Origin of the sequence: Enterobacter sp. PGRG2 (assembly GCF_030291195.1) — a bacterium.
Lineage (GTDB): Bacteria > Pseudomonadota > Gammaproteobacteria > Enterobacterales > Enterobacteriaceae > Enterobacter_D.
In genome coordinates this window covers 3,839,781-3,841,006 of record NZ_CP127837.1, presented here as the reverse complement: position 1 = coordinate 3,841,006, position 1,226 = coordinate 3,839,781, and the positions used below count along the sequence as shown (strand labels likewise).

General features: G+C 49.3%; 2 protein-coding genes and 1 pseudogene. 1 reads left to right on the top strand and 2 read right to left on the bottom strand.

What is annotated here, in order from left to right; translation table 11 throughout:
- Positions 1-224: 224 nt before the first annotated feature.
- Positions 225-326: pseudogene (locus QRD42_RS19630) on the top strand (VOC family protein); the annotation flags it as partial.
- A gap of 199 nt (positions 327-525) precedes the next feature.
- Here QRD42_RS19630 and QRD42_RS17155 read toward each other — a convergent pair.
- Together QRD42_RS17155 and QRD42_RS17150 are read right to left on the bottom strand one after the other, a co-directional pair.
- On the bottom strand, positions 526-981 hold the full coding sequence (locus QRD42_RS17155; RefSeq protein WP_321987697.1) for a GNAT family N-acetyltransferase: 456 nt from the start codon (positions 979-981) through the stop codon (positions 526-528).
- A 66-nt stretch (positions 982-1,047) separates the two neighbouring features.
- A partial coding sequence (locus QRD42_RS17150; protein ID WP_321988787.1) for an ATP-binding protein occupies positions 1,048-1,226 on the bottom strand: 179 nt, incomplete at its 5' end.

The following is a 1,226-nucleotide window of genomic DNA, read 5'->3' as shown; positions in this document are numbered from 1 at the left end:
GTCCGCTTCTCGCGCAAAGCAGACATCTGAAGCCCCGATCTTACGGATTTTACCTCGCGTGTTTAGCGCCGGGGCACTATCATGAACATGGGCGAACGAGCTATACGTTTGTTTTCATAAAGATAGTATTCCATCGCTAACATAACCGCTTCTCGCTCATTCGGTGCGTGACGCCCTTTTATGCTAGCGTTATAACTCCATGCACCCTGCTGAAGAGATCCATTATGCTGCAAGCCCTCAATCACATCACGCTCGCGGTGAGTGATGTATCCAGAAGCTTTGATTTTTATGTGAAAACGCTTGGCTTTACTCCTGCGGCGAAATGGGCGCGTGCAGAGAACATCCCTACGACCAGATGGAATTTTTCTAATATCAGGTCCGGGCTAATAACACGAGCTTCCTTAAATAATACAAGCAGGCGCGTTTTACCGTGGATACGCAGCCTGCCTGTTTTTCTCTTTTGTCCCTGTTGCCGACACGCTATGCCACTCCTGAACGCTGGCTAATGTCATGCCGGTTCCACTGTTATCGGTGAAGGTAGATATCAGGTCGTGTAATGGTCCACGCGTAATTTTCCCTGTTAACGGGTTCATAGCCAAATTTTTCATAAAGCCAGGGTGCCGTAGTTGTGAACAACATAATTCTGCGTAATTTTTCGAAAACCGGGTGGTCGTGAATACAGGCCATCAGCCATTTTCCCAGACCTTCGCCCTGATATTGCTCAAGTACATAGACATCGCACAGATAGGCGAAAGTGGCATAATCTGTTATCAGACGAGCAAAGCCTGTCTGGGAGTCATTATGATAAATGCCAAAGTTAAGGCTGTTGCCGATGGAGGCCACAACGGTTTCCAGATCAATTCCTTTAGCCCATGTGGATCTCGTTAAATACTGATGCACCGCCTGCACATCCAGTTTTTCCGGGTCTGTGCTAATCGTATACTCATTCATATGCCATTCACGTATCGCTGTAATGCTCATTCTCATACCCTTATTTCAGCATTCTACTGTTAGCACAGGGCCAGAACGTCCGCTATTTGCGCTTATTCAGCCACCCAGCCGCACCCCAAAAATATTCTTCCCATGCTCGTGACGGTAATACGCGCTGCCGCCGTGTAATGCGGCGATAGCGCTCACCAGCGACAGTCCCAGGCCGCTGCCGGCGGTGTGGCGCACGTTATCGCCGCGCCAGAACCGTTCGAATAATTTCTCCGGTTCGGCCAGCT